The organism is Stieleria magnilauensis (assembly GCA_007753675.1).
Taxonomy (GTDB): Bacteria; Planctomycetota; Planctomycetia; order Pirellulales; family Pirellulaceae; genus Stieleria; species Stieleria magnilauensis.
The window spans coordinates 8,864,903-8,889,474 of sequence record CP036432.1; the positions used below are offsets into that span (position 1 = coordinate 8,864,903).

The window sequence follows — 24,572 nt, forward strand, 5'->3', positions numbered from 1 at the left end:
AATCTCATGAAACGTCATTCTCTCCTTTGCCGGTGGATGTTCGCGGTGATCGCGGGCGCCCTGATCGGCAATTCCCTGGCCGTCGCACACGCCGACGAAGCCGCATTGCGACGATTGCTGCACGGCCCCGATCGTTGCGACCACGTGATCCCGATGCTGCTTCGATACGGTGTCAACAACGACTCCAGTCCGGCCGCAGCGATGAACACGTTTCATCCCTACGGTCCGATTGCGATCCCAGCGGCCGAACTGGGCGATCTGGAATTGATTTCGATCACGCGTCATGCCGACACGGCGGCCGGATGTGGCCCATCGTTCGACCTGGTCATCAAGAACTGCAGCACACGTGATGTCTGCGGTGCGCACGTCACGCTGGTCGGACTGCTCGGACGCATCCGTCCGACCAGCCCCAACGTGACGACCAAACTTGATTCGATACCAGCCGGGCAAGCGATTCAAGTCACCGCGACGTTACCGATCCAGTCGCTCGCGATGGGCAATCTGAACGGGCAAGCGATCGCCATGAACCAAGTCTTGGTCGTCCTCGACAGCTTTGATCAATTCATGGAATCCAACGAAGCGAATAACTTGCGGTTGTACGATGCCGCAACGATCCCGGTGGCGGCGACCGCGGCCATTGAACCAACCGCCACGACGGAAACGGCGACACCGGATCAAGTGACCAATGTCTCGCAACCGGTCATCGAACCCGCTTCGCCGAGTGATTCAGGCGTGGGACTTTCCTCGCCCGATCTGCGTTCGGCGATCGATCAGTTCACCGATGGAACCGCCACCGGGCAAGACGCCTCGTAGCAATCCACGAAACAGGGTCGCCTCTCGTCGCGCGAAGGATCGCAATGCGACGAGAGGTTTTTTTACAACGACAAAATCGTATCCTGCTTACTCGACAGCACCGGTGCCAGCACGGAGCATTGACGCAGGATGTATCGATAGGCGGAGAACGCGGCGAACAAGCCCAACCCCGTCGCCGCAATCGCGATCAACATCACGTGTTTGGCAGCCTCGTTGCTGACCAACAATAGCGTCGCGCCGAGCAACGGCACCATACAGGCCAACAACAAGTAACGCTCACATCGACGAACTAACGTGGCGACGTGTTGGTCAAACTTTGGATCTTTCAATTTCGAACGCACCATCCGAGGATACAGCACGGAGATGGCATAGATGCTCAACCCGAAAAACGGGTAGATCGCCGCGACGCCGCCGCAGATGACATGGGACAAAAAGAAGTGCCCGACTTCGCGACGCGAAAACTCGGGGTGCATGTACGACAAGATGCTCGGATACAGCACCGCCGCCAGACACCACAGCAGACCACCGATGACGGCGGCGCGATGAGCAAGCTCCAGCGCCGACGAAAGGTCTTCTTCGGTCGCTTCGTTCCCGGCGGAGGTCGATTCGAGCCCTTTGACCACACGACTGGTGTAATAAATCGCCAGCAACACCGCCAAGGGATAGGCGACTGAGTTGATACACAGCACCAAAGTGATGAACGTCGTCTGCAACCCCTCCACTTCCTCGAACAACGCTTCCAACGTGTCCTTGTTGTTATAGAAAAACCCGTACACGCCGGCGATCGCGTTGGGCACCAGGATCAGGGTCGCGGCGACCCACCACGGCGATTGACGACTGAGCCAACCCTGCCAGCTCTCGGGTTCTGGATCAAACAACTGCGCCGCGTCGGGGTGCAGTGCCAAGATCAGTCGGGCTTCCAGTTCCGCGCCCGATCCGATCCGATCGTTGGGATCGAAGGCCAGCGTTTGACGCAGAATTTTTTCCAACAACCTCGCCAGGGCATCTTCGCTTTGCGACGACGGGGCGCTTAGTGACGAGCGGGCGGTCAGCTGTTGCTCGACCGCATCGGTCCACGATTTCGGCCGCCCTTCGGATTCGAACGGGCGTCTGCCTTGCCACAGTTCCCACAACAAGATCGCCAACGAATACAAGTCTGCTTTCGGTCCCACCTCCTCGACCGCCGAGAACGTCGTCGCGGAGATCGCGCGGAGGTGCTCGGGTGCCATGTAGCCGATCGAACCGCCGAAACTGCTGGCCGCTCCGGCGCGTCCGGCGCTGCCGGAAAAGCTGACGTTAAAATCGGCCAGTTTGGGAACGCCCTCGGCCGACAACAACACGTTGGCCGGTTTGACGTCGCGGTGCATCACGCCACGTCGATGGGCGCTTTCGAGCGCGCGAGACAATTGGATTCCGACCCAGGCAACGGCCATCGGCCAAGACATCGTCCGCAACGCTTCCCGCAGCGCCGACCGTTCGGGAACCGCCTGGGCCGTCTTCAACAACGATCGGTCGACCGCATGCAAGATCATCTCGCCGGATCGATCCCAAGGCCGCGTGTGACGCACCCGTTCGACCACGTCGGCCAACGTTCCACCGGGATGAAACTGCATGTACAACAAATGCGACGGCGGATCGTCGAGCATGCGTTGATCATAGACGCGCACGATGTTCAGATGATCAAACTGGGCCAACGCCTGGGGTTCGTCACCGGTGCCCTTGGAAACCTTCAACGCCACCAATCGACTCATCGACAGCTGGCGGGCCAGGTACACGTTGGCGAACGCCCCGCTGCCGAGCGTCTGGATGATCACAAAGTCATCGACTTGTTGCCCGATTTGAAACTCGGGCGGACGTTTGCGATGGGCAACCGCGGCGGTCGCTTCGGGTTTTGCACTCAACTGCCCGCCCAGCAGTTCGGCGATCATCGAGTCGTGTTGGGGAAACCGTTTGGCATAGTCGGCCGGATCGAGCACTTCGCCGGCCTCCTTGCGCAACTGGATTTCCTCCATCAACAAATCCAGCGGCACATCCGCCGCGGTCATCACGTCGGAAAAATGCGTCAAGTAATCTTCGACACGCGGCGTCACGCCCATCTGCGATCCCGTGACCGTGGCTTCGGAGACACTGGCCATGTCCAATTTGATCAATTCGACCAACAGGAATCGCCGGGTGGTCAGATCGACATCGGGCAGAAACCGCATCAACTCTTGCGGCGAACTCAACGGGGCGGCTTGCAGGTATTGCTCCAGCGCCTGCTCCAACAACTCATCCAGCTGGTCCAGATCGATCGGCGACGGACCGTCGGATTCCTGGCTCGGGACGTCGGTGGTCGCGTTGGGATCCACCGACCGGTCCGAACCGGCGGCCGGCCCGGATGTGTCGTCAGTAATGGGTGTCCTGTCGGTCATGGAACGGAGTAGACGAGCAGGAGAGCGTTTGCCGCGTGCAAACCGCCGGTCGTTTGATCTCCGTTATACTCGTTGGTGACGATTCACGCACCCGTTGCGGAGCAGCCCAACCGTCGCGGATCAAGCCAATCTGTGCGAATCAACACTGAGCCTTGCCAACCCTTTCCATCAAGACGATTTGAAATGTCCGATGAATCCCCTGCTGAATTGGAGCTGATCGAGCGGATCAAACAAAAAGATGCGACGGCGTTGGCGGAATACATCCGGCAGCACCACGCCCAGCTCTCCGGTTTCGTGCGATCGATCACCGGCGAACACCTGCTGGCCGTCGTCGAAGTCGATGATTTGGTCCAGGAGGTCTCCGCGGCTGCCCTTGCCGGGCTGGAAACCGCTCCGCTGGACGAGTATTCGCCGATGGACTGGCTGCAACAACTCGCCCGTCGACGCGTCGTCGATGCCCATCGCTTTCATTTTGATGCCAAGCGACGCGATGTGAATCGGCAACAATCCCTCAACGCCGCCGGCAGCGGCAGTTCGTCCGGCGATTCCGCCCCCGGGCTGGAACAATTGCTGGCCGCCAGCATGACCAGCCCCAGCGCGGCGTTCAGCCGAGACGTGCGGATGATGCGTATGCAAGCGGCCGTCGAGTCACTCGGTGAAGAACAACGACAAGCGATTCGGATGCGCTATGCCGAAGGATTGCCGACCAAGAAGATCGCCGAAAAACTGGGCAAAAGCGACGTGTCGGTTCGTGTCCTGCTCTCGCGCAGCATGCGACAGTTGGAAAAAATCCTCGACGACGTCCGCCCGACGCGGAAATAGCAGCCGTTGATGGAACGCGGGTTGGCAGAATGATTCGGGGCAGAATGATGGCATCGAGTAGGGGGCCATGCGGTGCGTGACTGTCCCGTATGGCATGCACAGCATGCCCTACTGGTCCTGGTCTTCGGACACTTTCACGCGGCCCTGCTTTTCCCACATCGCTTGCCGCTCGGCGAAGCGTCGTTTGCGTTCTTCCGAGATTTCGTTGACGCAATTGGGGCAGTGAACACCGGCTTTAAAATCCGGGTGCTGCTGATCCTCTTTCGACACCGGCCATCCGCAAGCGAAACACATCACATGCTCGCCCTCGGCCAATCCGTGGCCGACCGAAACACGCTGGTCGAACACGAAGCAGTCGCCGTTCCATTTTGACTGCTCCGGCGGGACGGTTTCCAGATACTTCAAGATGCCGCCGCGGAGGTGGTAGACCTCTTGGAAACCTTTTTGTTTCAGCAGCGCCGTCGACTTTTCACAGCGGATCCCGCCGGTGCAGTACATCGCGACCTTTTTCTGCTTGGACGGATCGAGCTGCTGGTCGACAAACTCGGGGAACTCGCGAAAGGATTCCGTGTGCGGATTCTGGGCGCCTTCAAAGCTACCGATGGCGATCTCGTACTCGTTTCGGGTATCGATCAGGACGACTTCGGGATCGGAAATCAAATCGTTCCAGTCCCGCGGATCGACATAGGTTCCGACCGATTCTTGGGGATCGATGCCCTCGACGCCCATTGTCACGATCTCACGTTTCAATCGGACGCGGCTGCGTCGAAACGGTTGTTCGGCGCACCTGGACTCTTTGACGTCCAGATCCGCGAACTCGGGAATCGACCGCAAGTGGTCCAGCACGGCATCGATGCCGTCGCGCGACCCCGCGATGGTTCCGTTGATGCCTTCAGTCGCCAACAACAACGATCCCTTGACGTTGTGCTCGACAAGCACCGCTTCGATCGACGGCCGCAAGTCTTGAAACTGCGGCAAGGCGACGAATCGGTACAGCGCCGCGACGACGATCGGCAGGTCCTCGTCGGTCCGTTGGTGTGATTCGTTCGACATCGTGATAAACAGTGAATCGGGTCCGCTGACTGGGACGCGTTGACTTGAAACGACCTCAGCGCCCCGCCTTCTATCAAGCCCCCGTTGGTGTCCAGCCTTCAGCCGCAACCGTTGGTGCCCAGCCTTTAGCCGCAACCGTTGGTGCCCAGCCTTTAGGCGCGCCCCATGCCGCCGTCAGGCGCAACCGTTGGTGTCCAGCCTTTAGGCGCTCCCCATGCCGTCGTCAGGCGACACCCCCAAAGTGAAACACCGTTTCCTCTAGCTCAACGCCCGTAGGCTCGCGCCATACGGCTGATCATCGTTTGACATCAGCCGGTTCGCGCCAGCGTCCGGGCACCTCGCCGATGAAGTGAACTGAGCGGTCTTAGGCTAACCCCCAGACAACAACGTGCAGTGATCGCCTGAAGCCTGGCTTACAGCAGCATCCGCAACGCGGCCATGGCGGTGGCGTAATCGGGTTCCTCGGTGACTTCGGCGACGATTTCCTTGTGGACGATTTCGCCGTCGGCGTTCAAGACCAAGACGGCACGGGTGAGCAATTTCAGCTCTTCGATCGTCAATCCGTAGTCGTTGCCGAAGGCGTGGGTTTGGTAGTCGCTGGCCGTCCGCATCTTGATGTCCTCGGCCCCACAGAATCGGGCTTGGGCGAACGGCAGGTCGCGACTGACCGTGACGGCATTGATTTTGTCACCCAGCGAGGCGAGTTCTTCGTTGAACTTTTTGGTCTGGGTCGCGCAGGTCGGCGTGTCCAAACTCGGGACCACGCTGATGATGCTGGGCTTGCCTTTCAGATCGGCCAACGTCAACGTTTGGATGCCGCCTTCGGCGTAATGGAGTTGAAAGTCGGGTGCCGGTGATCCGACAGCGAGCGCCTCTCCGGCCAAAGTCATCGGATTGCCCTTGAAAGTGATGACGCCAGTTTGAGTCATGATAAAAACCTTGTGTGGTGATCGGTGCGACACATTTTTACAGAACAATGTTAAGCTGTTGAAATTATGTTGCCCCGACACGCAACCGGGAATGGGTCTCACCCCGGATGCACGGACGAGAGAATAAAAATTTCCAATGTTTTTGCCACATTCGCCTCCGCCAACCCTTCGTTTCCTCGCTTGCCTCGCCGTGCTGGCCCTGGCCCCCGCGTCCCCTCGGCTGACCGCCGCCGACGGGTCAAAATTCGCCCACAGCGATGGCGACGCCCGGTTTCTGCACCAGATCCACCTCTACGATGCGAACAATCGCCGCATCGAACCGGACTCGACGACGCCCTATTCCAGTCTGAACACCTGTGGCCGCTGCCACGACTATGAAACCATCTCCCACGGCTGGCATTTCAACGCCTTTCTGCCCGAGTCCGCCGATGGCCGTGAAGGCGAACCCTGGATCTGGACCGATCCCCGCACCGGCACTCAATTGCCGCTGTCCTACCGCGGCTGGAAACAAACCTTCGACCCCCGGAAAATCGGAATCGACCAGTGGGCCATGGTCCGACAGTTCGGCGGACGCCTGCCCGGCGGTGGCCTGGGACACGCCCCCGAACCGGACGACTCCGATACCGATGCCGACGCAGAGACCGACGGCGACGCCGATGCTGCGGCCGAAACCGCCGAAGCGGACGCGACCGCATCACGTTGGCCCCTGTCGGGATCACTGGAAATTGACTGTCTGGCATGCCACGGCGTTTCGGGGTCCTACGACTTCAACGCCCGGCGGGAACAGATCGCCGAAGAAAACTTCGCCTGGGCCGCCACCGCCGCGCTAAAAATCGGCACGATCGACGGCCAGGTCTCGCGGATCAAAGAGGGTTCCGACCCCGACGACGAAGCGACCCAAGAAAAACTGCCCAAAGTCACTTACAACGCCTCCCGCTTCGCGACCGATGGCACGGTGTTCGTCGACTTGGTCCGCCAACCGCAAAACAACGCCTGTTACCAGTGCCATAGCAATCGAACCGTCGACGAATCGGGCATCCAACCCCGCTGGACGCACGACGAAGACGTCCACTTGCGAGCCGGAATGCAATGTGTCGATTGCCACCGCAATGGCATCGACCACCACATCGTCCGGGCCTTTCCCGGCGAAGAACACCCCAGCGGCGAAGACATGGTCACGCTGTCGTGCGCCGGTTGCCACCTGGGCGCCGACTTTGTCAACGAACTGAATCAACCGTCCGACGACGACGAACCGGAATCCCACGCGTACGACACACATCAATTGGCCGGGCGGCTGGGTTCACCGCATCCCGCCCACGCCGGACTGCCACCGCTGCACTTTGAAAAACTCTCCTGCACCGCCTGCCACGGCGGCCCGCTGCCCCGCGACCAGGCACTCGGAATCATGACTTCCCTGGCACACTCCCTGGGCGAAAAAGGCCACCGCACCGGGACGGAACTGCCGAGGATCGCCGGTCCGGTCTACGCCAAGGGCGACGACGGCCGAGTGTACCCGCACCGCGTGGTTTGGCCGGCGTACTGGGCCAGTCTGGTCGATGGCAAACTGCAACCGCTCGATCCCGACGCCGTTTACGAGACCACGCGCCGGGCACTGCGGGTGCGAAGTGACTTCAGTAGCGAATTACTGTCACCCAAACTCGGCAGCTCGGAACTCAAGGAAGCGCTCGGCGAAGAACGCTACCGCACCAAGCCCGAAGAATGGACCGAAGAGGAAGCCGCAAAAGTCGAAGCGGCGACCAAGGCAGCCGGGGAGCAATTGTTCGGCGAAAAGATCTCCGCAGCCATCGCCGCCCTGGAAGAAGAACTCGGCGTCGCGCAGGCTGTCTACGTGTCCGGCGGTTTTGTCTATGCCAGCGGAGACGAAGAAGAGACGGTCAAGAAAATCGAAGTCAAAGACGTCGACTCGATCGACATGGTCCGTTGGCCGATGGCACACAACGTTCGCCCCGCCGGTTGGTCGTTGGGGATCAGCGGATGTGTCGAATGCCACAGCGACACGGGCATGATCTTCGCCAGCACTGTCTCGGCAGTCGGTCCCGGCCCGGACCAGGGTGAGCCGGTGGCGATGTTCACGCTGCAAGGCATCGATGCAGACCAGCGGCTGACGTGGAACGAACTGTTCACCGGACGGGCCAGTTTCAAAATCATCGTCGCCACGTCCATCACCGTCCTGTCGATCACGTTACTGCTGGCCGCCGGCATGTGGGTCGGCCGCCTGGGACGTGCTTGATCCGGTAACAGGCTTCATGGTTGCTCCAATCACGGTCCACCGATTCAACGTCCTTTGTCTGGCGGTGTTGCTGTGCATCGCCTGCCCGGTCGCGGCCGACGCCGAAACGTTGCGTGTGGGCTTGATCGATCCGATCGATGGGTACGGTCTGCCGGTCGAGCGATTGCCGCAGCTGCGACGTTGCCTGGTGACGGTGGACGACTCGGGGTCAATCGGCAATTCCATCCACTTGGCGAAGTGCCCGCACGACGTGATTTCGGTCTCTGATCACAGTGTCCAAGGCGTGTGCGGGCGACCGATCGAACTTCCACACGACTGGGACCTGGACACCGATCTTCGTCTCTATCGCGGTGTGGCCTGCGGCCCCTGGCGTCCCGCGACCGTCGTCCGCGAACGGCTGCTCGAACAGCGACCCAACCCACTGCTGTCCAGCCCTTGGTCCAAATGGAAGCCGCTGGCTGAATCGAATGTCCCCAACGATGTCATCGCTCGCATCAACAAACGTGGGGCATGGCAGGTGGCGTTTGACTGGGACGCCAACCTCGTGATCAGCGAGGACGAGGTTTTCACGTTGCCGCCCGGGTCGCTTGAACAACCGCATCTGTTTCAGCGCGACGATGCGATCTTGATGATGCAGCCGGTTGCAAATCCGACATCCGACTCGGCGGACCAGCTTCGCTTAAAATGCTGGACGATCTCAGGCTCAACTCGCGACACCAATCGACGATCGGAACCATCGCTGTTGAGCTTGTTATTGCAGGCGTCCGGCGAACTGCCGAGCGAACGAGGCGGCATCGAGTTGGTTTGGTTGGATGTCGGCGGTCTGTTGCCTGCGGACCTGGGTGCCGCGATGGACGCGGCCAAGCGTCTCGGTTGCGAGGTCGTGTTTGCGAATCTCGATTCGCCCGGAAACGTCGCAACCGACACGGCGCAGCTTCTCGCCTGGTTGTCACACCAGACCGGTGTTGCCGTCATGTTGAATCAGCGAACCACGGTCGCGCCAGACTTCTTGGCCCACCCCGCCAAAACCTCGATTCCAGACATTGCGGAATTCCGCGACCGAGTCCAGCCTGGTTCACTCGGAGCGTTTCGACAAACAACAAAATTAATTTTGCAGGACCCAACGTTGTTGCGTCGCACGGTGGCGGAACAACCCGGCAGTGAACCGTCCGGCCCAATCAACGCGCTGTTCGGTGAATCCACTGCGGCACTCAGCACCCAGCGGTTTCAGAGGATCGACGGACGAACCGAGGTGGTGGCGCGCGTGCCCTTGGATGCGATCGACGGTCGGTTGCTGTTGAGCGATGACGGACCAGCGCTGCGGTTGCATCAAGTGGAAGGCATTCGGCTCTACGATCTGCACGGACAACGGATCGGTGGTCCGGAGCTGAATCATCTCCCCGGCGGCAATCATGGCTGGCCGACGCAAACGCTCGATCATCGGGGCGGCTATGTCGTCGCCCCCGAAGCGATCTCGTGGATGGGAAAAACTTGGAACACAACCGATCCCCAATGCCAGCTCTCCTGGACGCGAGGCACGACTGCCATTGTTGAGAAGACGACCAACCGAACGGGATCGGAACAACCTGAATCGATTCGCTTGATCGGCAGCCAAGAGACTCCGGACACGCTGATCTTGTCTGCCGTCACCCGAGTGGAGCAACTGGAGAGGAAAGCGGAATCAGAAGTCCCCAGCGCCGTCCTCCAGTCGGCAAGCCACTTGTTGAATCGCGGACCGTCGGTTCAATCTTGGTGGTATCGCGCATCGACCAACGGCGGAGCGGTGCGAGACCAGACCGTCTTGCAGGCATTCGGCGGAACCGCGGCGGCCTGGGATCAAAGCCATCTGCAATGTTGGACACTGTTGGAAACGGGTTGGCTGCAAACCCCGGCGGATCGTCTGGGAGCGTTTCGACGGTCGAGTCCGCAAGCCGGATGGATTTTTGTGCAGGCTGTGAAGCTCCCGGGGTCCCCGAATCAGCCACCACGATTGGTTCTAGCCTCTAGCCTCAAGCAAGAAGCCCCTGAAGATCCTTGGGAACGAACACTGCACCAACATCGAGCGTCGGAAACCACCTTTGCCAGCGACGGGCGTTTGTGGGTCGATGAGTACCGAGGAACGATGCCGCCGATGTCGATGGACGGCGCCGACGCCCTCTGGTACGCGTTCCATTCACCGGGCGAACGAAGTCCGGCGAGGCGGTGGCTGCGACTGTTGGGCGATCCCAGCGAGCCGGCCGAACCGCGTGATTGGCTGTGGCACTATGACCACGACCCCGCCGCCGAGCTGCTGCATCAACGGTTGCTGGCCGGATCGAGCCCGTCGGAAATTTTGAGTCGAATACCGAAGCCGGCGGATTCAGTGGATGATCCCGTCGCTTGGCGATCTTATCTATTGGCACTCGACCAACCATCCCTACGCAAGCAGCACTTAAACGAAGTGGTCGTTGCTGCCGATCACGTCTTAGAACTTTGCCGGCAGCGACTGGGTCAATTGCCCGTGCAGCCGGCGTCTGCCGCGACCGAGACTAAAACGGCTGAATCAGAGCCAGCGTCACCGTTTTCGATGCCGACCGATCCGGCCGGAATTTTGGCGTACGCCTGGGCGGCCGACGCGGCGTATCGTCAAGTCCGCGCGATCGGCTATCGCGAGCTTCCCGATGTGATCGAACGACATCCGATCAAGGACATGGAATCGCAGACCCGCGAATTCGAATCCGCCTTTGCCCGCCTGTGTGGGATCGTCGACATCCTCGACCCGCGTTTTGCGCTCGCGCTGGTCCGGCATGAAAGACGGCGTGGGCATCCGGCGAAAGCCTATCAAGTGCTTTACCACCATGCCTACGAAGGCCCGGCCATGGCATGGTACTTCAAAAAGGAACGCGATCTTTGGAGCGATTCCGGTTGGGAACCGCTGCGGCGGCTCGGTCACGCCCGATGGTTTCTGCGGCAAGCAAACGAGCCGGTCATGCATTAGCCGACCGAAGCGGATGCGGAGCTAAATCTGACCGCCGAGCTGACACTGCGCGAGCAACGCCCCGCGATCGGTAGTTTGCCGGCGTTTATCGATCTTACGTGCGCGTTACCAAATTTCGACGACTAAGCCGAGGATATAAACGAGGATTCCAAGGACCCACAAGACAAAGCACGCACCCACCGCAGCAACCTCTGCGGAGCCGACGAGGAGGATGAGGTTTCGCAGATGCGATCCATCCGTTTCTGCCAGTTGCGACCGCCAACGCCATGCAAAGCCGAGAGTGAACAACAATGCCGGAAATACGATTAGCCTGGCAACATTCCATTCCCAATCGGGAATCAGACCGATCGCACCGGCGGTGCTGACCGTCACGAAATAGATCAACGAAGGCGTGAAGGTGACGACGACAAACACGAGGGGGAAAAGAGACAGGATATCGCCGATGTAACCGAGAATCACTTCAAACCAGGGATCACCACTCAGCCTTTCCTGCTCGCGAAGCGGTCTGCCGGCGTCCGTCGTTTCCTCAAGCTCCTCCTCTTCCTCCTCCTCGTCGAAACTGAGCTCCATCGGATCCTGCAGCCCGAAGACCCCACTCGACTCGTCCTCCGAATCGTCAGCGCGGTCGTTGCCCAGCGGTATCCTGTCACCGTCGTCTCCTGTGATCGTGAGCGCCAAAAAGTGGATCCAGCTCACCAGCCAAATCACGGCGCACAGGCCGCTGACCGCCGATAGGACGTACAGTCCGACGCGTGCCCCTCCGACGACCTCATCCGACCGCGTCATCAGCCAAGCGACGAGAGAAAAGAAGCCGCAAACGATTCCCTTCAACAGCACGGGAATCGAGTCACGAGCCTGTCGGCGCGGGGACTCCTCATCGACCATTGCGTTTCGCTCGCATCCGGAAATGACAGGTTTCGGAGGCACATCGCGAGAAACGATGAATCGTCATTATACAACGCAGCGTTGCACTCGGGCGAATGCGACAGAGCGTTGATCTGCGGTGATCTCCCGCGAACCGCGAATTGTGCGTGAACGCGCGGCGACGGAGGCCGTTCGCACGGTTGAGAAACGACGCCCCGGCGTTCGGTGAATCCAATCGACACGCACAAGCTGACGTCGTTTGGCGCGGCGGTCGATACAACCTCGGCCCGACCTCGGTTTTCAATGTGTGTTGCTCGATCGGGCAAGACGATGGGGGCAAAACGATCACAGCCTGAAATTGTTTTGCCGTTCGTTCGAGGATGGAGCAACGATCGTGCAACGGGACCAATAGAACAGATAGAACTTATAGGTCCCCTATGTCCTATTGGTCCTATCGATCACGGGCCCCCTACACCACATCAGCCGGACCAACCGACACCGCTCAGCGGTCTAGCCCGAGTTTGTTCAGCAACAGATTCAGATAGCTGGAACGGACGGTCGTCACTAGACCGAGACGTTCTGCGAGCGCGTCGATCCGCTCGCCCGCTGACTTGACCGCGTCGGGCGAATTGTCCTGCAGCAGTAACTCGAGTTCGGCGAACAGCCCCACCTGATCGACCTGGTCGATGGTCAAGGTGAAATCGGCGTACTGCCGATCCGTCTGTGGCCACGCGTACGACCGTCGCTCTTTTCGCACCGTCGCGACCGGATCAAACCCCAACGCCTGAAGCAGACGTGTCATTTGGCTGCCGTCGGCGTCACCGGGTGCCAGACACCACTCGATCTCTTCGCGAGCCTTCAACGCCGATTCACCGACGTCCATCTTGGGCCCCTTGTAGGTCACCGAAGCGACCGAATCAATTAGTCGAATCCGAAACGCTTCCTTGGTCTGCACAAAGTCTCGCGACGGGTGACGATAGTAGGTGTCGGCGTGGCGTTCCACGTTGCCACCCACCGCACCCATCGCGTCGAGGCGTTTGACTAAATCATCCTTGTCGGCAAGCTCGTATTTCGTTTCGACTTCAAGCATGATGGTTTCGTTAACGCTCTAGACGGCTGAGAATTTGCTGGCGGATCTTTTCATCCGACTCGCGTTCGAAGTGCTGGTGCAACGCGGCGAGCGATGGCGGGTCGCCACGCTTGGCAAGCTCGGTGACGGCCCCTTTTCGCACAAACGGACTGGGGCTCTGCAGCTGCGCGATCCAATACGACGTTGAATCAACGTCAGCGGTCATGCGCTGTTTGGTTTGGTCGGCCAGCGTGGCGGCGGGCCGAAATCGTGGCTTTAACAACCGGGCATCCGAGCGGACCGAACCTTCATCATCGGCCGCTTGATTCAACACGACGTCGGACGGTTCGATCGGATCAAGCGTCGCGACGGTCCGGCGATACAGTGTCGGCGTTGTCGATGTCGGCGGCCAATCCGTCCAGCCGGCTGCCTCAAGATCGACCTGATCAATCGGCAACGGTTGATCCTTGTCGGCAATCTCCTCAAGCGGCGGACCGCCGGGTGTGATCGTCTCCGTCGCGATGACTTGCATTAGCCTGCGATACGTCGCGTCGTTCTCCGCACAGCCCGAATCGAGCAAGTCGCGTGCGGCCAGGCGAGCCAATTCTTGAACACGGCTCCAGCGCGGATCCTGGGCGTCGGAAATCGTGCCGGAGACGGCCGCGAGCTGATCGGCAAACATGAAACGCCGCTCGGCCAATTGATCAGACGGCAACGTCGTCCATTGCCGGCTCAGGTCGGCGAGCAACTCGGCGGACCTCGCCGAGACCTCTGGTTTTTCGTCAGCGATCGCGGCCACGATGCCGGGGATGCCATCGATCCCGGATGCTTGCAATCGATCCAGCTGCGCCAGCTTTTCCGCCGTCGTGAGCTGCGAAAAACCGCTCACGATTTCAGCCAAACGGGCGCGCTGAAGGTAGACCTGGGCCGCGCTCACAATGCCAAACAAGACAAACGCGAACGTCAAGTATTTTGCGGTCGATGCGAAGTGGCGTCGCGATTGGTTGCGAGATTCCGCAAAGGCCGAAAACGGGTTGGGCGTGCGTTCCAGTTCATAATCATCCATGATCGTACGCCTGAGGATGGGGGATGGATCGGGAGGCGGCGATCATCCTCGACAAGGCCCAGGGACCGCAAGATCAGCTTGTTTGGCGAAGGGGGACGCAAGCTGGAAGCTTACGCCACTTGTATTCCGCCGCACCTTGGTTTTCGGGTAGGCGGTCGTGGACGAGACGACGAGTCCTTGCCATTACCGTAGTGGACGAGGCGACGAGTCCCCCGCCATTACCGTAGTGGACGAGGCGACGAGTCCCCCGCCATTACCGTAGTGGACGAGCCGACGAGTCCCCCGCCATTACCGTAGTGGACGAGGCGACGAGTCCCCCGCCATTACCGTAGTGGACGAGCCGACGAGTCCTTGCCAAGATGCCGAAGACAGGGGACTCGTCGCCTCGTCCACTACCGGAAAGTCGCCTCGTCCACTATCCGAAAACTGAGTGGAGGACTCGTCGCCTCGTCCACTACCGGAAATTGAGCTGCGGTAGACGATTAGCGGACGCTTAGCTCGTCCAGTTTCTCTTGGTAGGCGTCTCGATCGGCTTCCCACTGTTGGTGGATGGCCCGCGCCACATCGACTCCGGCGATTCGGTCTTGGACGATCGCCGAGAGCGAGACGATGTCGGCCGGCGAAAACGGATCGCCGATCCAAATCACTGTGCCGCGAGAATCGACCAGCATCGCCCGCCCCGGTTCCAGATCCAGGTTGCGAATCCCGTTGTCGCTACGTTGAGCCAAGACGACCCAGAACCCGTTGGCCAGTCCCGCGTCGGTGAACAATCGCCCGGTCGAATCACTGACCACCGCGACCGGACTGACTTGGTCGCGGATCGATTCGGGCGACTGACGTAGCCAAACCGACAGCACCTCCGCCGCTTGCATGTTTTTGGCATCGGCCCCATCGATCGACTGGGCCAAACCGGCGTACCACAGCGTCAACGGTCGACCGACGCCCCGTTCGGTCACCTTCACCCGCCCGGTCCGGTCAACGACCTGAAACGCGGCAACCTGACGCCCCAACCGACGATCAGGCGGCGGCGGGGGCAGCGGGACCAGCGACCGAAGGTACCTGGGACGACGCGGCAAATCCGACTCGGGCATCTGCTCCATCCGATACGGTGACTCGGGCGGCTGGAAACTCGCCCCGCTCAACACCAACTCCAGCGAGTGAACCTGCCAGCCTTCCAGCTCGATTCGCTTGCCCGCCATCGCCACGGGAAGCTCGACGCAATGAATCAGCGACCGCTGGGGATCGATCCAAAAACGATAGACCTCATCGCCGGCGACCGTTTCCACGATGACGCACTGAACGTTCTCTCGCCGCGCCATTCCCTCGTAGCGGATCGACCGTTGCTCCGACTCCCCGGCTTCTTGGCCGGAACCCTCCTGAGCGGCAGATTCACCCGCGCGGGTGCTGCGGCCGAACAACTTGCCCATCGGGTTGGGATCGAGCAGCCATTCCAACTGGGGCGGGGGGCCGCCGAGCCCGGAGACCATCCGAGCGGTCAGAACCGGGTCGCGAAGCAGTTTCTCTAGGGCAGGGCGACTGGCGGATGGCCCGTCGGCAGCTGCCCCGGCGAGCAGCACCTGCCCGTCATGGAAATCGGTTTGCTCGTCGGCGATCCAGCCGATCATTCGTTCGGGATCAGACCAGACCCGGGCGTCGTAGGCGGCGATCCAGATCGTCGGTCCGTCCATCACCACGTGCATCGGAGCGGTGCGACGGACCAGTTGTCCGTCTTTTTCCACCCGAAGTCGCACTTCGCCGCGATCACGATAGGATCGCGTGTTTTGATATCGCGTCAGGACACGCTTCAGATAATCGGCGGCGGGAATCTCGGGCAGCGAAATACTCATCTCCTCAGCCGCTGAATCCGCCGCCGACGAGGGGGCATGTTCCTTGCCACCACAGCCTGAAAATGCCACCAACGCCGCGATCGCGAGGAGTTTCGGGAGCGATCGAACAGAGGACTTCATCGTTTTCTGGGGTTGGCCGGCTAAGATTTCTGTGGCAATGGCGGGGGGCCGCGTGCGAGTTCCGCAGTGGACGGCACCCAACCGTGTCTGATAACGACTCCCATACAACATTGCGTGGCCGGACGCGAGGCGGTTGCGTTTTTTGCCCGAAAGCGTGATAACCGCGCTGGAGGCGCATCCGGAATTGAGCTTGCCCGGAGCGGCCTGCCCGGCCGACGTCGCCTGCCCGGATGACGTCACGCGATCGCATTGCCCACAGAACCTTTCAACGACATTTTGGAACGTCGCATGCCCGACAACCAAACCGAACCCTCTGGCGCTTTCGAAGCCGCATCGGCTGATGGAGGCGTCCATTTCGCGACGAAAAAGACCGGATTGAACTCCGCTGAGATCTGGGAATACGACGCGGCGACGAACCGGACTAGCCGCGATGTGGTCGCCGACACCCTGCGGGCCCTGACGGCACCCGACGATTTCCCACCGATCGAAGCGGCGATTGTTGCCGGGGACCGCGTCGCACTGGCGGTCGATCCCAACGTCCCGGACGTCGACGCCGTGATCGAAGGTGTCTTGCGGATGCTTCGCAGCACTCCGGCCGAGCACATCGAAATTGTCGTGTGGGACGAAGCGACCGATCAAACCCTCCAGCGGATCCGCGCCGCCGCGGGTGAGCACACGGTCATTCCGCATCAAAGCGACATTCGCGAATCGCTGTGTTATCTGGCGGCCGATGTCGACGCGGAACCGATCTATCTCAATCGCGCGTTGGTGGACGCCGACTTCGTCTTGCCGATCGTCGCGATCCGCCCCTTCAACCTCAGCCAGCGGCGCGATTTGACCGGCGTGTTCCCTTCGCTCAGCGATTCAGCCACGCGGACCCGGTTTGCCGACAAGATTTCCTCCGGCGTCGCTTCGTCTCCGGCGATGAAGTCGGGAAACACGATCGCCGAAGAAGTGCCTTGGTTGCTGGGCGTGCAGTTGATTCTGGGCGTGACGGCCAACTCCGATGGGGCGGCCGGAGAAATCCACGCCGGAACGTTGGAGGCGCTCGCCAAACGCATCACGCCCACGCTTCGTCGCCCCGACCCGGTTCCGCCGGCGGCGGAGTTGGTCGTTGCGGCGCTCGACGGAGACGCCCAACAACAGACCTGGGAGAACGTGGCCCGGGCCGCCGACGCCGCGTTGGCCTACGCGTTGCCCGAGGCGACGATCGTGATCTGGTCGTCGTTGGATCAGCCGCCCGAAGGAGCGTTGCTGGCACTCGACCATGACGACAAAGCACCAACGGACACGACGCAACACGGCGATGACTCGGAAACCTTGCCGCCCCGCGATCGGTTTTCCGAACTGGCCCGCACGCTCAAGCGGGTGGCGGAAAAACACCGCCTGATGCTGCGCAGCAACCTTCCCCGCGAAGTCGTCGAACCCCTCGGGCTCGGCGTCATCGAATCGCCACACGAACTGGCCAATCTGAGCCGACATTTTCAAAGCTGTGGCGTGCTCCGCGCCGCCAGCTTTGCCGGCGGCCACTAAATCTCGATTCCAACGACAAGGTTTCTTTGATGTCGATCCCGATGGAACAGGCGTACTTGCATTGCCCGCGTTGTGGCTGCAAGCAGAGTGATGTCGGTCAGATTCCGTTTCGCTGCGACCACTGCCAATTCGCCGTGTTCTTCGGTCCGGTCGCTGCCGTCGGCGGCTTGATCGTTGATTCCGCCGACAAGTTGCTGCTGGTGCGGCGGGCACGAAATCCCGGCAAAGGCCAATGGGGACTTCCCGGCGGTTTTGTCGATCGAGGGGAAACCGCCGAAGAAGCGCTCGAGCGTGAAGTTTACGAAGAGACCCAATTGCGGTTAAAGACACGTGAGCTGCTGGTCACCCGTCCCAACCAATACAACTATCAAGGCGTCGTGACCGAAGTCATCGATCTGTTTTATGTCTGCCGGGCCGTCGATCCGAGCCACGTGGAATTGGAACCGGCCGAACTGGACGACTATGTCTGGGTTCATCCCACCGACGATTACCTGGACAACATGGCGTTTCCGTCCAACCGCTACGCCATCGAATTGTGGATGAGTGAACTCCCTTGAACGGTCTGATCCTGGTTCCGACTGACAACGAACGACGCCTGATCGAGTCGTCTCTCCGCATCAAGTCCGACCAATGGACTGTCAACACGATCGGTTTTGGTGTGATCGCGGCGGGAGTCGAAACGACACGTCTGTTGCTGAGCGAACGGCCCCGCCAAGTGATTTTGGCCGGTATCGCTGGATTGTTTCCCGGCCCAAATACCGCGTCCCATCGACTCGGCGATGCGATCTGGTTCGACTCGGTCGCGATCGATGGAATCGGTGTGGGACAAGGGGACGCGTTTGTCGACGCGTCTGACCTCGGTTGGCGCGCCGAAGGCGAGGCCGAGCCGACGGAGACGATTCACCTGGCGACCGTGCCCCAGAGCCAAGCATCGATTGCCCAGCCGGCCCTGTTGCTGACGGTTTGCTCGGGGTCGGCGGCCGACGACGATGCAGCGCGCCGGCTGCGACGCGTTCCCGATGCGATCGGTGAAGACATGGAGTCGTATGCGGTCGCCTGCGCCTGTCGGTCGGCCGGCGTGCCACTGCGGGTCGTGCGCGGGTTTTCCAACCGCGTCGGCAACCGCGACAAGTCCGCGTGGCAGATCGCTCCGGCACTGGCGAGCGTCGCCGAACAACTGCAACAGTACCTCGACGGGGAGACTCCATGAGCGAAAGAATTCGACTCGGCATTTCGACCTGCCCCAATGACACGTTCGCCTTTCATGCGTTGATGAATCGCTTGGTGGATTGGCGCGGACTGGAATTCGATCTCCGGTTGCTGGACATCCAACAGCTCAACGACGAATTGTTCGCGGGCAAATTCGACGTTGCCAAATGCAGTTTCCACGCCGCGTTGTTGTTGTCGGATTCGATGGTGGTCCTACCGAGCGGCTCGGCACTCGGCTTCGGCGTGGGCCCGTTGCTGTTGTCGTCGAAATCCGTCGCCTCGACCGGCGCCGCGCCTGCGACGGCAGACCAAATCACGCTGTGCCCGGGGCAACACACGACCGCAACGCTGCTGTTTCGTTTGTTTTATCCCCACACCACGTCGATCGAGCAGGTCGTGTTTTCCGACATCATGCCGCGACTGGTGCAGAACACCGCCGATTTCGGAGTCTGTATTCACGAAGGCCGGTTCACCTGGCAGGACCAGGGGCTGGGCTTGGTGGAGGACTTGGGGACGCGTTGGGAGAACGAGACGCAGTGCCCGCTGCCGCTGGGCGGATTGGTCGGCGACAAAACGCTGCCCGATGAAGTTTTGTGGAAAGTCCAGAGCGTCGTTCGCGACTCGCTCGACTACTCGCTCGCCGATCCCGACGGTGCCCTGGAAACGATGCGACACCACGCGCAAGAATTCGACGACGAGGTGCTGATGCAGCATGTCCATTTATACGTGAACGAATGGACGGTTGATCTGGGCGACACCGGGGCCGGAGCGCTCGACCGATTGAACGAAAAAGCCAAGCTGGCCGGCATCATTCCGCCCTCGACGGCGGGCCTGCAGATCCTGCCGTAGCGGTCGGCGCCGCAGCGATCCCACACAGTATCGTTGTGAAGCATCGATTCCCTGTGTTTTGCGAGGTTTTAGCGGCAGGGCGCAAGCCCTCCGGTTCCACCGGTTCCAGCTTCAAAACACGCTGAAAGACCGGAGGGCTCGCGCCCTACCGCTAACAAATGCTTCACAGCCTTGCCCGGCAGGCTCAATTTTGACGTTCAACGGCGCGTTTGTCGCTGACGAGAGCATTGAACTGAACGTCCGTCATCGAATAATCTATCGGTACCCGTGCCGCACCGATTTATCTTCAGCCTTCAATCCACGAATCGTCACAATGTCAAAACGCGTCCTTTTTGTTTGCATGGGCAACATCTGTCGCTCGCCGGCTGCCGAAGCGGTGATGAAGCGTTTTGCCGAGGAATTCGGGCTGGACGTGGAGGTCGATTCCGCCGGGACACACGACTATCACATCGGCAAACGCGCCGACGCACGGATGTTGAAAGCCGCCGAAGCACGGGGGTATGAATTGACCAGCCGTGGTCGCCAGGTGACCCAAGACGATCTCGCCGACGGTGTATTCGATTTGGTGCTGGCGATGGACAACGCCAATTACGAATACCTGACGGCATTGGCCGGTCGGCCGACCCAGCACATCCGGGTCTTCAGCGACTACCTGGATGACAACTGGCCCAACGATGTACCCGATCCCTACTACGGCGAAGCAGAAGGGTTCGATGAAGTGTTGGACATGCTCGAAGAGGGCTGCCCGATCATCTTGCAGACGCTAGCGGGCGAAGCCATCTTCGACGACGGCTTCGTCGAGTGACGGCATGCCGTCGAAGACTTCAAAGTCATAGCGTGCCCGATAGGTCTGGCCCGGCCGGATATCAAACGCACCGACGACGCACGGCGAGATACTGAAATACGGTTTCGTCGGATGCAATCGTACCGGATCGGGATAACGCTCATTGAGCGGCGATGGAGTGACTCGGACACCGGCAATGTGGTTCTGACCCTGCGTCCGGTCCACGATTCCGAACAGCGCGGCCCACTCGGGACGGCTGTGGTTGCCGAGTCGACGATCATGGCCTTCGCTGGTGAGAAACCGATGCCGCGTCAATTCCAACGGGGGCGCGTCGGCCTGCGGTTGTTTCACGAATGCGGCCAGGGCTTTAGCCGATGGACCGGAAAACCAAGCGTTGTTGCCACGAAATCCGATTCCGCCGTAGTGATACTCGTTGATCGTTAGCGGGTGCTCGGTGATGTTGGTTTGTTCGGTCGAAAACTGGATCAGATAACGAGTCGTTTTTTGATCCGCGCCGGAATCGTTTTCGCCGCTCACTCCGGTGTTCACCCCGGTCACGCTGACCGTCCAGACGTCGTCCAGAATCGCTTCACGCACTCCCTGGTCATCGATGGCATAGTGTCTGACCGCGACGGAAAACTCGGTGCTTTCGCCTTCGTCGCCGACCGCAATCACTCGATCGTGAAGCACCACGCCGAGCTGCTTGAGTTGATTCCAGAAATCCACCTTCTTGCCACGAAAACTGGTGTCCGTCCACGCGGCGAACAACCCATGTTGATGCGGATGATCGGCGGCAAAGTCACCGCTGACCATTCGACCGGCCGGCGAATAGATCGGGTGAATGTAGCCGCTGCGTTGGTACGTCGGATCGATCCCTTCGGGCGCCTCGGGTGCAGCGATGTTGTATCGCAAGACCTCGGATCGACCGCAATAAACGATCACGTGATCCTTGGTTTGCACACAGCGAAACAACTGTTTCGGAGGCGGTCCGGTGTCGCTCGGTGCTGGCGCCGCATCCTGGGACTGCGCCCCGTCAGACGCGATCAGCGAGGACAGGAACACGGCGGAGAGGGAGAGACGACGCCAAAACGATGAATTCAACATTGCCGGACCAGAGCTCGTCGGAGGAAAGAACCACCGGACGATTGTAGCAAACGCCGCAGTCACAAGCGTCCGGCTAAACGACTCGGTAGGCCTGCTTGGTGAGTCGCCGCGCGACGCCGGTCTCCAACGCCGATTGGGCGACGGCTTTGGCCACCTCGCCGCAAACACGACGATCAAAGACGCTGGGGATGACGTAGTGGTTGGTCAGATTTTCCGGCGAGATCACGTCGGCGATCGCGTCGGCGGCGGCCAGCTTCATCGCGTCGTTGATGGCACTGGCACGAACGTCCAAGACGCCGCGAAATAGACCGGGGAAACACAGCACGTTGTTGATCTGGTTGGCATAGTCACTGCGTCCGGTCGCGACGATTTGCACGTGTTCGTCGGCGACCTTGGGGTCGATCTCCGGGTTCGGATTGGCCAGCGCAAACACCACGGCATCTTTTCCCATCGAAGCGACATCGTCACCGGTCAACACGTTGGCGACACTGACTCCCACGAACACGTCCTTGCCCCGGATCACGTCCGAGAGCGTCCCGGATTGTCCGTCTTGGTTGGTGTTTTCAGACAACCAAACCTTGATCGAGTTATGAGCGATGTCGGTGCGTCCCTTGTGGATCGCGCCTTTGCTGTCACAGACGACGATGTCCGGGACACCTGCTTGCATCAACAACTTTGCGATTGCGGTGCCCGCCGCACCGGCACCGTTGATCAAGACGCGTGCCCCGGCGAGATCTTTGTTTAGAAAACGCATTGAATTCTTGAGCCCCGCCAGGACAACGATCGCCGTCCCGTGCTGGTCGTCATGGAACACCGGGATCTCAAGCTCGCGTTCCAGCCGTTCTTCGATTTCAATGCACCGCGGTGCAGAGATGTCTTCCAAGTTGATGCCGCCGAAGGTGGGCGCCAGTTGCTTGACGGTCGCGATGATTTCTTCGGTGTCCTGGGTGTCCAAACAAATCGGGAACGCATCGACTTCGCCGAACTCTTTGAACAACATCGCCTTGCCTTCCATCACCGGCATGGCGGCGCGCGGGCCGATGTTCCCCAGCCCCAAGACCGCACTGCCGTCACTGACGACGGCGACGGTGTTCTTGCGAATCGTCAAGGCAAACGACGACTCGGGGTCTTCGTGGATCGCCGTACAGACCCGCGCCACGCCCGGGGTGTAGGCCATCGATAGATCGTCGCGGGTCTTGATCGGCATCTTCGGATTGACTTCGATCTTGCCGCCCAGGTGCATCAAGAACACACGATCGGAAACATTGACGACTTCGATGCCGGCGATTTGCCGGATCGTTTCAACGATCCGTTGACCGTGCTCGACGTTGGTGGCGTTGACGGTGATGTCGCGCGAGATCAACCCGTCCGACACGCCGACGATATCAACGGCGCCGATGAAACCGTTCGAATCGCCGATCGCGGTCGTGATTTTCCCGAGCAGCCCCGGCTGGTCTCGGTAACGGAGGCGGACGGTGATGGCGTACGAAGGGCTGTGATGCGTCATGCTTGCTGAAGGACTCGGTCTATTCGAAGGCGCGAATGCGAATGGCGCTGGCCTGGCCCTGCGGCGTCACGTTCACGTTGATGAACTGCTTGCCTGCGGCGGTGGAGTCGTCCACGCAGGCGTTGATGGGACAATCGTCCGCCGGAGCGTCGCAATTGAGGATCGGAAACAGGTTCTCGCCGAGCGACTTCAAACTGGCGATCGTTTCGACCATGCCGCCGCCGGCACCCAGATTTCCGATGTGCCCCTTGGCGGTCGTCACCGGTGGCTGTTGATCGACCGGCCCAAAGACGTCATTGATCGCGGCGGCTTCTTGAGCATCACACTCGACCGTTCCCAACCCATGGGCGTGCACGTGCCCGATGTTCGCTTTGTCTTCGTCGCCCAACGCGGCGCGTAAGACGTTGGTGATCGCCGCTTGGTAAAAACGCTCTCCGAACGCCGGGCCGACGGCACTGCTGCCGTAACCGACGATTTCACCCAAGATCGTTGCCCCACGAGCCTGGGCGTGCTCCAGCGTTTCACACACCATCGCCCCGGCGCCTTCGCCGAGCACGCTGCCGTCACGCGTGGCCGTGAACGGTCGGCTCATCGTGGACGGATCCGATTGATTTTTTGCCAACGTCTCCTGCATGTCCGCATGCAAGGACCGCAGCGGGTGAATGCGTGAACCGGTCGATCCGACCAGCAACACATCGGCTTGCCCACGCGAGATCGTCGAATACGCTTCGGCCATCGCCGCACACGCCGAGGCTTCGCGCAACGTGATCGAATTGTTCGCTCCACGCAGGTCGTTGTAGATCGCCACGTGGCTGGCCGGCATGTTCGGCAGGTACTTCAACAACCACAGCGGATTGACTTCGGGTTTGCCGTGTTCACCCCAACGGTCAAAATCAAAGTTCCCGTCGGCGTCGATGCATTTCTGAATGCCCGCTGCAAACTCGATCGGCTGTGACATGATGTAATCACAGCCATACAGCACGCCGGTCCGATCGCGATCACGCTGGTTGACTTCCAAGCCTGCATCGGAGAGCGCCAACTGTGCGACCGCGACACCCATTTCGATCTCGCGGCACATCACCTTGCTGCCCTTGCGGATCGTCCGCTGCAGTTTCTTATCCATCGGACCGTAGTCCGCGATGTCGCCGGTGAACTCGGACGCTTCGGCACCATAGTCGACCGACAGGACGCCGTGCGGGACCTGGGTCAACGGGCCGATCCCGCTGCGGCGAGAACGCAAACCGGAGAGCAAACGATCAGAGTCGTTTCCGAGGGGAGTGACCACACCAACACCGGTGATGACCACTCGTCTGGACGTGACATTTACCATGAATCAGCCGAACGACGCGGAGCAGGGAGAATAC

The 24,572-nt window shown here is 60.4% G+C and carries 19 protein-coding genes; 9 read left to right on the plus strand and 10 right to left on the minus strand.

Features of this window, described 5'->3' with window-relative positions:
• Positions 1–6 precede the first annotated feature (6 nt).
• Positions 7–813 carry a hypothetical protein gene (locus TBK1r_RS31850; RefSeq protein WP_145219465.1) on the plus strand — a complete coding sequence of 269 codons (807 nt, stop codon included), beginning with the start codon at positions 7–9 and terminating at the stop codon, positions 811–813.
• A 62-nt stretch (positions 814–875) separates the two neighbouring features.
• Here the strand turns inward: TBK1r_RS31850 and TBK1r_RS31855 are convergent, their stop codons facing one another.
• Positions 876–3,224 carry a serine/threonine-protein kinase gene (locus TBK1r_RS31855; protein WP_145219467.1) on the minus strand — a complete coding sequence of 783 codons (2,349 nt, stop codon included), beginning with the start codon at positions 3,222–3,224 and terminating at the stop codon, positions 876–878.
• A 183-nt stretch (positions 3,225–3,407) separates the two neighbouring features.
• On the opposite strand from TBK1r_RS31855, the gene TBK1r_RS31860 reads away from it, so the two are divergent.
• A complete protein-coding gene (locus tag TBK1r_RS31860) occupies positions 3,408–4,046 on the plus strand; it encodes an RNA polymerase sigma factor (RefSeq protein WP_145219469.1) in 639 nt (212 codons plus the stop codon).
• Positions 4,047–4,154: 108 nt separating this feature from the next.
• Here TBK1r_RS31860 and trhO read toward each other — a convergent pair whose 3' ends face one another.
• Positions 4,155–5,099 carry an oxygen-dependent tRNA uridine(34) hydroxylase TrhO gene (trhO, locus tag TBK1r_RS31865; protein ID WP_145219471.1) on the minus strand — a complete coding sequence of 315 codons (945 nt, stop codon included), beginning with the start codon at positions 5,097–5,099 and terminating at the stop codon, positions 4,155–4,157.
• Between the two features lie 413 nt (positions 5,100–5,512).
• Positions 5,513–6,028 (minus strand): thiol peroxidase, encoded by a 516-nt coding sequence (gene tpx, locus TBK1r_RS31870; protein WP_145219473.1) that lies wholly within the window; start codon positions 6,026–6,028, stop codon positions 5,513–5,515.
• A 136-nt stretch (positions 6,029–6,164) separates the two neighbouring features.
• On the opposite strand from tpx, the gene TBK1r_RS31875 reads away from it, so the two are divergent.
• Positions 6,165–8,279 (plus strand): hypothetical protein, encoded by a 2,115-nt coding sequence (locus TBK1r_RS31875; protein WP_145219475.1) that lies wholly within the window; start codon positions 6,165–6,167, stop codon positions 8,277–8,279.
• A 16-nt stretch (positions 8,280–8,295) separates the two neighbouring features.
• A complete protein-coding gene (locus tag TBK1r_RS31880; RefSeq protein ID WP_145219477.1) occupies positions 8,296–11,256 on the plus strand; it encodes a hypothetical protein in 2,961 nt (986 codons plus the stop codon).
• Between the two features lie 105 nt (positions 11,257–11,361).
• Here TBK1r_RS31880 and TBK1r_RS31885 read toward each other — a convergent pair whose 3' ends face one another.
• From TBK1r_RS31885 to TBK1r_RS31900, 4 genes are all read right to left on the minus strand, one after another.
• Positions 11,362–12,141: a hypothetical protein gene (locus tag TBK1r_RS31885; RefSeq protein WP_145219479.1), complete on the minus strand. Its 780-nt coding sequence runs from the start codon at positions 12,139–12,141 to the stop codon at positions 11,362–11,364.
• 481 nt (positions 12,142–12,622) lie between these two features.
• Complete coding sequence (cyaB, locus tag TBK1r_RS31890) at positions 12,623–13,210, minus strand: class IV adenylate cyclase (protein ID WP_145219482.1); 588 nt, start codon at positions 13,208–13,210, stop codon at positions 12,623–12,625.
• Between the two features lie 10 nt (positions 13,211–13,220).
• Positions 13,221–14,255 (minus strand): HEAT repeat domain-containing protein, encoded by a 1,035-nt coding sequence (locus tag TBK1r_RS31895; RefSeq protein ID WP_145219484.1) that lies wholly within the window; start codon positions 14,253–14,255, stop codon positions 13,221–13,223.
• A gap of 482 nt (positions 14,256–14,737) precedes the next feature.
• The gene (locus TBK1r_RS31900; RefSeq protein ID WP_145219486.1) at positions 14,738–16,222 is read right to left on the minus strand and encodes a hypothetical protein; all 1,485 of its coding nucleotides are present in this window, start codon (positions 16,220–16,222) and stop codon (positions 14,738–14,740) included.
• A 288-nt stretch (positions 16,223–16,510) separates the two neighbouring features.
• Here TBK1r_RS31900 and TBK1r_RS31905 point away from each other — a divergent pair, with 288 nt between their 5' ends.
• The 5 genes from TBK1r_RS31905 to TBK1r_RS31925 all read left to right on the plus strand — a co-directional run bounded on the left by TBK1r_RS31905 (position 16,511) and on the right by TBK1r_RS31925 (position 20,618).
• Positions 16,511–17,755, plus strand: a complete 1,245-nt coding sequence (locus TBK1r_RS31905) for a nickel-dependent lactate racemase family protein (RefSeq protein WP_145219488.1) — start codon at positions 16,511–16,513, stop codon at positions 17,753–17,755.
• A gap of 29 nt (positions 17,756–17,784) precedes the next feature.
• Positions 17,785–18,312 carry an NUDIX hydrolase gene (locus TBK1r_RS31910; protein WP_145219490.1) on the plus strand — a complete coding sequence of 176 codons (528 nt, stop codon included), beginning with the start codon at positions 17,785–17,787 and terminating at the stop codon, positions 18,310–18,312.
• On the plus strand, positions 18,309–18,965 hold the full coding sequence (mqnB, locus tag TBK1r_RS31915) for a futalosine hydrolase (protein WP_145219491.1): 657 nt from the start codon (positions 18,309–18,311) through the stop codon (positions 18,963–18,965). The genes TBK1r_RS31910 and mqnB overlap by 4 nt, the downstream gene beginning before the upstream one ends.
• A complete protein-coding gene (locus TBK1r_RS31920; RefSeq protein ID WP_145219492.1) occupies positions 18,962–19,813 on the plus strand; it encodes a 1,4-dihydroxy-6-naphtoate synthase in 852 nt (283 codons plus the stop codon). Before mqnB ends, TBK1r_RS31920 begins: the two co-directional genes overlap by 4 nt.
• A gap of 313 nt (positions 19,814–20,126) precedes the next feature.
• Positions 20,127–20,618 (plus strand): low molecular weight protein-tyrosine-phosphatase, encoded by a 492-nt coding sequence (locus tag TBK1r_RS31925; protein ID WP_145219493.1) that lies wholly within the window; start codon positions 20,127–20,129, stop codon positions 20,616–20,618.
• Here TBK1r_RS31925 and TBK1r_RS31930 read toward each other — a convergent pair.
• The 3 genes from TBK1r_RS31930 to TBK1r_RS31940 form a co-directional block, all read right to left on the minus strand.
• Positions 20,577–21,701 (minus strand): DUF6807 family protein, encoded by a 1,125-nt coding sequence (locus TBK1r_RS31930; protein ID WP_145219494.1) that lies wholly within the window; start codon positions 21,699–21,701, stop codon positions 20,577–20,579. The genes TBK1r_RS31925 and TBK1r_RS31930 overlap by 42 nt on opposite strands.
• A 73-nt stretch (positions 21,702–21,774) precedes the next feature.
• Positions 21,775–23,208 carry an NAD-dependent malic enzyme gene (locus tag TBK1r_RS31935; RefSeq protein ID WP_145219495.1) on the minus strand — a complete coding sequence of 478 codons (1,434 nt, stop codon included), beginning with the start codon at positions 23,206–23,208 and terminating at the stop codon, positions 21,775–21,777.
• Between the two features lie 19 nt (positions 23,209–23,227).
• Positions 23,228–24,538, minus strand: coding sequence for a beta-ketoacyl-[acyl-carrier-protein] synthase family protein (locus tag TBK1r_RS31940; protein WP_145219496.1), 1,311 nt, complete (start codon positions 24,536–24,538; stop codon positions 23,228–23,230).
• Between the last annotated feature and the right edge of the window lie 34 nt (positions 24,539–24,572).

Coding starts and splice junctions, on each gene's coding strand:
- cyaB (WP_145219482.1), bottom strand. CDS start 13,210: ATGCTTGAAGTCGAAACGAAATACGAGCTTGCCGACAAGGATGATTTA.
- TBK1r_RS31850 (WP_145219465.1), top strand. CDS start 7: ATGAAACGTCATTCTCTCCTTTGCCGGTGGATGTTCGCGGTGATCGCG.
- TBK1r_RS31855 (WP_145219467.1), bottom strand. CDS start 3,224: ATGACCGACAGGACACCCATTACTGACGACACATCCGGGCCGGCCGCC.
- TBK1r_RS31910 (WP_145219490.1), top strand. CDS start 17,785: ATGTCGATCCCGATGGAACAGGCGTACTTGCATTGCCCGCGTTGTGGC.
- TBK1r_RS31900 (WP_145219486.1), bottom strand. CDS start 16,222: ATGAAGTCCTCTGTTCGATCGCTCCCGAAACTCCTCGCGATCGCGGCG.
- TBK1r_RS31920 (WP_145219492.1), top strand. CDS start 18,962: ATGAGCGAAAGAATTCGACTCGGCATTTCGACCTGCCCCAATGACACG.
- TBK1r_RS31905 (WP_145219488.1), top strand. CDS start 16,511: ATGCCCGACAACCAAACCGAACCCTCTGGCGCTTTCGAAGCCGCATCG.
- TBK1r_RS31880 (WP_145219477.1), top strand. CDS start 8,296: ATGGTTGCTCCAATCACGGTCCACCGATTCAACGTCCTTTGTCTGGCG.
- TBK1r_RS31875 (WP_145219475.1), top strand. CDS start 6,165: ATGTTTTTGCCACATTCGCCTCCGCCAACCCTTCGTTTCCTCGCTTGC.
- tpx (WP_145219473.1), bottom strand. CDS start 6,028: ATGACTCAAACTGGCGTCATCACTTTCAAGGGCAATCCGATGACTTTG.
- TBK1r_RS31930 (WP_145219494.1), bottom strand. CDS start 21,701: ATGTTGAATTCATCGTTTTGGCGTCGTCTCTCCCTCTCCGCCGTGTTC.
- TBK1r_RS31895 (WP_145219484.1), bottom strand. CDS start 14,255: ATGGATGATTATGAACTGGAACGCACGCCCAACCCGTTTTCGGCCTTT.
- TBK1r_RS31925 (WP_145219493.1), top strand. CDS start 20,127: ATGTCAAAACGCGTCCTTTTTGTTTGCATGGGCAACATCTGTCGCTCG.
- TBK1r_RS31940 (WP_145219496.1), bottom strand. CDS start 24,538: ATGGTAAATGTCACGTCCAGACGAGTGGTCATCACCGGTGTTGGTGTG.
- TBK1r_RS31860 (WP_145219469.1), top strand. CDS start 3,408: ATGTCCGATGAATCCCCTGCTGAATTGGAGCTGATCGAGCGGATCAAA.
- TBK1r_RS31885 (WP_145219479.1), bottom strand. CDS start 12,141: ATGGTCGATGAGGAGTCCCCGCGCCGACAGGCTCGTGACTCGATTCCC.
- TBK1r_RS31935 (WP_145219495.1), bottom strand. CDS start 23,208: ATGACGCATCACAGCCCTTCGTACGCCATCACCGTCCGCCTCCGTTAC.
- trhO (WP_145219471.1), bottom strand. CDS start 5,099: ATGTCGAACGAATCACACCAACGGACCGACGAGGACCTGCCGATCGTC.